Genomic DNA, 5,309 nt, shown 5'->3' on the forward strand with positions numbered 1-5,309 from the left:
TCTCCCGGCGCACACTGTATGCATATACAGTATAAAGAGGTAAATCTGATGCCACGACGCTATGAAATTGACGCTGCCTGGCGTGCGGCCATCACCCGCGAACAGGATGGCCGTCAGACCGTCACGACCGCTGCCTTTGTCCGGGAACTGCACAAGTTCAATTGGCACTGGACGCCCCGCCAGGCTAACCAGTGGATAGAAACGTATGTGACGGTATTCCGGGACGTCTCCCCCAACGAGGGAGAAAACCGTACGTTCCAGCTGTTTAACCCGAACGGAGGGCGCTGATATGGGGTTTCCTTCACCGGCAATGGATTACCAGGAAAGCCGCCTCTCGCTGGACAGCTACTGTAAAACCGGGCGTCCGGGCGTATTCCTGTTCCGCAGCGATTGCACCTCATTCCGGGAGGGTATCAGGCAGGGCTCGCTGCTAATTGTAGATTTTGGAGGTACGCCGGTTGATGGTTCTCTGGTGCTATGTGTCCTGGAAGAACAATTCAGGCTTATGCGGTTACGGTTGTACCCTCAACGGTGTCTCCAGGAACTGGATAAGCTGGATCAAATCCGGGCGTTGCCAGAAGATGACGAGGAAGGGCTGGAGATCAGGGGAGTAATTACGCACATCGTTACGGACGCGCGAACAGGGGAATTTGTGGATCTGCCAATACTCTAGAAAGGAAAAAGTACATTAATCGTACCTAACACATACGATTAATGTACTTTAAATGTATGTTTTTTGTATCTTTTCATTCAACATTTTATGGCTGACTTACTGGCTTAGCCTAAGGTAAACCAAGCTCAGAGTGATAATTAACCAGTGTTGAAAAACGGTAATCCGAACTTTTAAGAATGTTAGTATCGCCCTTCAGAACGGCTTTTATGTACTTTTCAACATACTTAGTAAATTGTTTAGTGATGTGTTCTTGCTTGCCTTGCAACTTCTTACCTGCATCTTTTGATCTAAGCACAAACACATTATTAGTTACGTGTTCCGATTTTCTTATAAGCAAGGCTTTTGAGTAGTCTAACCCCATACCTTTGATGCTCTTGTCTCGTCCGCGGTTAACCTCGAGAATGAAACTGGCATCATGTTTGATGTTAGAACGAACAGGTATGGCAAAAGTTAAATCACCTATGGCAATCTGCACGATACCATGACCGCGAACTTTACCATCATGTGACATCCACTCGTTTGCTTCTGCGCTAAAGTCTAACGCCTGAATAACTATTGGGTTATCGATATAGAAAGATTCGTCTAGCTTCTTAAGTTCCATATGCACCTTGCCAGATACAAAAAAACCCCGACGTAGTCGAGGTTTTTAGGGTAGTTATTACTGGAATTTGGGTTTTTTACGTGGGGATGTTCCTACCGCCACAACAAACAAGGAATTTGGGTTTTTTACGTGGGGATGTTCCTACCGCCACAAACTACAGTTACAAGATACATCACTTAGTAGTGATAGTCAAACCTATCCTAGCGACTATCAGGAACCTACAGATAGAAGTAACCGGCTTAACTAGTTAGTTATGGAATGTTTGAAAAGCTACGGTGCTTTTAAATTGATGTATAGATAGCTTCTGAACAGTACAACATACAGCTGAGCCAAGCATCTACTTAGATGCTATCAAGTACTTCGTTGAGTGTTTCTTCATCCCAATTGAACTCACGGCTTGAGCCACGCTGAGCGTTCAATTGTTGCCCTGTGTTCAATTTACTCATCTTACGAATGCTACTAACCACCGTTGCTTGATGGACTTTTGCAGCTTTAACTTCAACCACTTAAATCCTAGCAAAAAACTCACGAGAACCTGTTACGTAGTAAGTGTTAGCTCTCTTTGCCGGATCAAAACTGTCTTCATTTCCTTTATCAACGCGATTTATAAGCCCGACAGCGATGAGGAAGCTGTAAGTGCTCGGGATCTCTTTTTCAGGGATACCGGTTGCTTTGTTTATTGTTTCAAATGATGCATAGGTTCCTTCTGTAGTGTTATCACGAGCAAAGCATATATAGAGGTAGAATTTCATTGCGTATAGCTCAATCTTCCTGCGCAGTTTGAATCTATGAAATGGGACTATCTCTCCAGCTGTTCCTAGAACTTTTCGAAGAGGCACTTTACACCAACCGCCACCGCCAGGAACGTAACCTACAATTTCATAAAAGCAACGCTTACCCTCGCGATACCGTTTGATGAGGCCTGCCCGCTCCAAAACCTCAACACCTGCTGTTATCAATGCTCGACTCAATCCTGTAAGAGCTCTAAACCGATTAAAGGTAGCCGTAGAAACGTAACGGTTAATTTTCATATCGTAAGCGCCTCGCATTTCTACAAATTCAAGGCTCATAGCTATTGAATAGTAGATCTGTAGAGCTGCAATTTTTGCAGCTGGAGCACCCAGCTGGTCATTACTCCACTTAAACTCCCTCAAGCCTTCATTCCTCATCCATGTAGAGGGCATCTTGAACCAAGCACTTCTAATCATTTGGAACCACCTTCCCTTAAGAACAATACAAAGGCTGCCAAGAAAGCAACCAAAACCGCAGCGCTGAGAAATAGAGGCACCAACTTATCAGCGACCTTTGCCAATTCCATCAATGCATAAAACCAGAAATAGACCTCATTCATAAATCACCTCCTGTCGTGTTGAGACAAATTCTAATTGTTCCTTGATAATTCTATCTAGATAGAGGTGACAGCAACTTAATAAAAAATTGTATTTTTTTCTTTATTTATTATATACATACAGTATTTAAACACAGTTCATAGGGGTTAATAATCGGTTCATGAACAGGTCTCTTTTTGCAGAAAACAGGTCTATTTAACATATTGTACCTTTTGCGCACCACGCGATCAGGGTTCGTCCTGAAATGCCCTTCAACCTCCTAAAAGATCACCTTTTTAGAGTCATTTACGGCTATTTTTTTTGTTGCTAATTTGTTAACAAAATCGAGATTCCGGTTTCGCTTCGATTTTACGTCAAAAGCCTCCTTTTTAGTGATTACGGTGTGTTACGGTGTCACGTCATTTATAGCAAAGGTCTTCTGATCAAAACCTGCGTTCCTGATGGCAACACAGTATCGAGTGTAAATCCTCGCCTCTTGAGCATGTCGGCCATTTGTGACGAAGATGAGAAACATCTGGCTTCAAGTGGATGTTTGGCAAAAAGGTGGAGAAAGTCAGACAGGAATTGTGAAGCGATACCATCCCCTCGAAACTTTGCTCCTACTCCAAAAGCCTTTATCTCAAGAAATAAAAATCCATTTGGGGCAGCCTGTGTCTGGAACCAGATATAACCAACAGGCTTATCTGTATGAAGCTCGGCTAGAATGTAAATGTAGTCGGCCATTTCCGTACCTGACTCAATCATCGAAATAGTTTTTCTAAGGCTCTCTACAAGCCCGTTAAATGATACCGGGTCTAGTAATTCCTTCGCATAATGTCCTGCCCGCGCTCCTTCCTTAAGTTCATCTGTTATAAATTGAAGGTCATCCAGTTTTATACCTCTTGAATACAACTCAATCATTGGTAACAACTCCTAGTAATCTGAAAATGACGTAATCCGATACCTAACATAACTCTACTTGAAGACAACAACCAGAAAAAAAAAGGGATAAACATACTAAAAATGTACATTTTTAGTATTTTTTTCACATTGATATTGTACATAATCTTAACGGGTGTATGATGTACACATTGCATACCTAAAATGCACATTAAAAGGATGGTTAAGATATGAATAAAGAACATAACCCGTATGCTGGTAAAATCATCGTGGTCTCTATCCCAAAAGGCGGGGTGGGTAAATCAGCGCTAAGTATGAATATTGCGCCAGATGTCGATCCAGATGTGTTTTATGACGCTGACCTGATACCAGCAATTACCACGTTCAATAACTTCAGGGAGGATGATAAAAAATGGAACGTAATAAGGCTGAAGAACGGTGTTGATAGCGCTGAAAAATTTGCAGCGGACTTGATGGATGCTAAAGAGAAAGGTTTAACGGTGCTGGTCGATTGTGGTGGTTTTGACTCTGCAATCACACGAACAGCAGTTGCCGCCGCTGATTTAATACTTTCTCCTTTCCATGATGATCCTTCGGATATTCTAGGCCTGATTGAATTTAGCCAGGTATTGGAAGAAATCTCAATCAAAATGGGCAAAACACTTAAGGCTCATATCGTGATGAATAAAGTGCATCCGTCGCGAAGCAACTTCCGCGACCTGGACGATTATTTGAAGCAGTTCAGTAACCTTGAACGCCTCGATACTGCAATCCCACTTGATAAGAGTATTCCAGCAAAATTTGGTGAAGGTCTTGGTATTGTTGAACACCTCACTACACGCCACGGGCGAGCTGGAAATGCCATGCGCTCATTGTTTCTTGATATGAGAAAAGCATTGGACGAAGTACAGTAAAAACATATAATAAGTACATATTATGTACATAATAAATACCAAATAGGTGCAAAATGAGTACAAAAAAAGATATGTTAAATCGACTTTCCGGTGTTGCTAAAAGTGCACCGCTTCAGGAAAGTTCTTCAGAGTATGAGTCCACCGGCCAGCTCGACAAAACCGAAGCGAAAGGTAAAAAGTCTAAGCCGGTTCGCAAGGCTAAGAATCTCCAGATACCGGCGGATTTGTGGGAGGCATACGAAACCATCAAGAGCAACAACACAACCTCACTTCTAATGACGGGTTACATTCTGGAAGCATTCAGGGAAAAACTGGCGAGAGACGGGGCGTTTGATAAAAATTAACCGCTTAAATATACATTTAATGTACATTAACAATACCTAAAGAGCACATAAAAAGTACTTTTTAGGTGTTTCATACAATATGTTAATCAGTTCTGAGGTCGGAAGAATGACAGTGAAAAACCAGGAACTTATAGCGGCGGGTTTTTATCTGATAACGTGTCTTATATGATTCTCAGGTACCAGGCAAAACTAACCTCCTTGCATAATCAAGCACATAATTAATGGTGTACCCTGAGAACAGCTGTGCCGGTGAAGGGCTTTGGAGGCAATGCCGGTAATCCGGCTAAAGACAATCACAGTCCGAGGCATTTACCTGGGCAGACATTCAGCAACTCAAACAGAGGTGGGTTTACGGAAACCCTCCTCTGTGAGCCCCTAAAGTCTGAAACTTCGCTTCAAGCTCAAGTATTCTGAGACACATCTGCTCAATAAGGGGGCCGCTTGGAAAACGGAATCTATGGTCACTCCCGTTTTTGCAACACCGATTTTGACGACAAGTTGGCTTGCTTGAATCTATCCGGCGTCTGAATGGGATTTTATTCCCGCGCC

9 protein-coding genes are annotated in these 5,309 nt (G+C 42.7%); 4 read left to right on the top strand and 5 right to left on the bottom strand.

The window, feature by feature from the left end; genetic code table 11:
• The first annotated feature begins 48 nt into the window (after positions 1-48).
• Positions 49-288, top strand: coding sequence for a hypothetical protein (locus tag F0Q32_RS25810; protein WP_017694266.1), 240 nt, complete (start codon positions 49-51; stop codon positions 286-288).
• A 1-nt stretch (position 289) separates the two neighbouring features.
• Positions 290-673 (top strand): S24 family peptidase, encoded by a 384-nt coding sequence (locus tag F0Q32_RS25815; protein ID WP_032666418.1) that lies wholly within the window; start codon positions 290-292, stop codon positions 671-673.
• Between the two features lie 109 nt (positions 674-782).
• Here the strand turns inward: F0Q32_RS25815 and tenpIN are convergent, their stop codons facing one another.
• The 5 genes from tenpIN to F0Q32_RS25830 all read right to left on the bottom strand — a co-directional run bounded on the left by tenpIN (position 783) and on the right by F0Q32_RS25830 (position 3,523).
• The gene (tenpIN, locus tag F0Q32_RS25820; RefSeq protein WP_032666417.1) at positions 783-1,274 is read right to left on the bottom strand and encodes a type III toxin-antitoxin system TenpIN family toxin; all 492 of its coding nucleotides are present in this window, start codon (positions 1,272-1,274) and stop codon (positions 783-785) included.
• Between the two features lie 341 nt (positions 1,275-1,615).
• Entirely contained in the window at positions 1,616-1,780 is a 165-nt protein-coding gene (locus F0Q32_RS26280) for a hypothetical protein (protein ID WP_154816654.1), read from the bottom strand.
• A complete protein-coding gene (locus F0Q32_RS25825) occupies positions 1,781-2,482 on the bottom strand; it encodes a helix-turn-helix domain-containing protein (RefSeq protein WP_032672260.1) in 702 nt (233 codons plus the stop codon). It lies immediately after the preceding gene.
• Complete coding sequence (locus F0Q32_RS26285) at positions 2,479-2,625, bottom strand: hypothetical protein (RefSeq protein ID WP_154816658.1); 147 nt, start codon at positions 2,623-2,625, stop codon at positions 2,479-2,481. Before F0Q32_RS26285 ends, F0Q32_RS25825 begins: the two co-directional genes overlap by 4 nt.
• 400 nt (positions 2,626-3,025) lie before the next feature.
• Positions 3,026-3,523, bottom strand: coding sequence for an N-acetyltransferase (locus tag F0Q32_RS25830; RefSeq protein WP_032666416.1), 498 nt, complete (start codon positions 3,521-3,523; stop codon positions 3,026-3,028).
• A gap of 209 nt (positions 3,524-3,732) precedes the next feature.
• Here F0Q32_RS25830 and F0Q32_RS25835 point away from each other — a divergent pair, with 209 nt between their 5' ends.
• Both F0Q32_RS25835 and F0Q32_RS25840 read left to right on the top strand, forming a co-directional pair.
• Positions 3,733-4,416, top strand: coding sequence for a ParA family protein (locus F0Q32_RS25835; protein ID WP_017694271.1), 684 nt, complete (start codon positions 3,733-3,735; stop codon positions 4,414-4,416).
• 53 nt (positions 4,417-4,469) lie between these two features.
• Positions 4,470-4,760, top strand: a complete 291-nt coding sequence (locus tag F0Q32_RS25840) for a hypothetical protein (RefSeq protein ID WP_017694781.1) — start codon at positions 4,470-4,472, stop codon at positions 4,758-4,760.
• Positions 4,761-5,309 lie beyond the last annotated feature (549 nt).

Source organism: Pseudocitrobacter sp. 73 (assembly GCF_008369545.1).
Classification (GTDB): domain Bacteria; phylum Pseudomonadota; class Gammaproteobacteria; order Enterobacterales; family Enterobacteriaceae; genus Pseudocitrobacter; species Pseudocitrobacter vendiensis.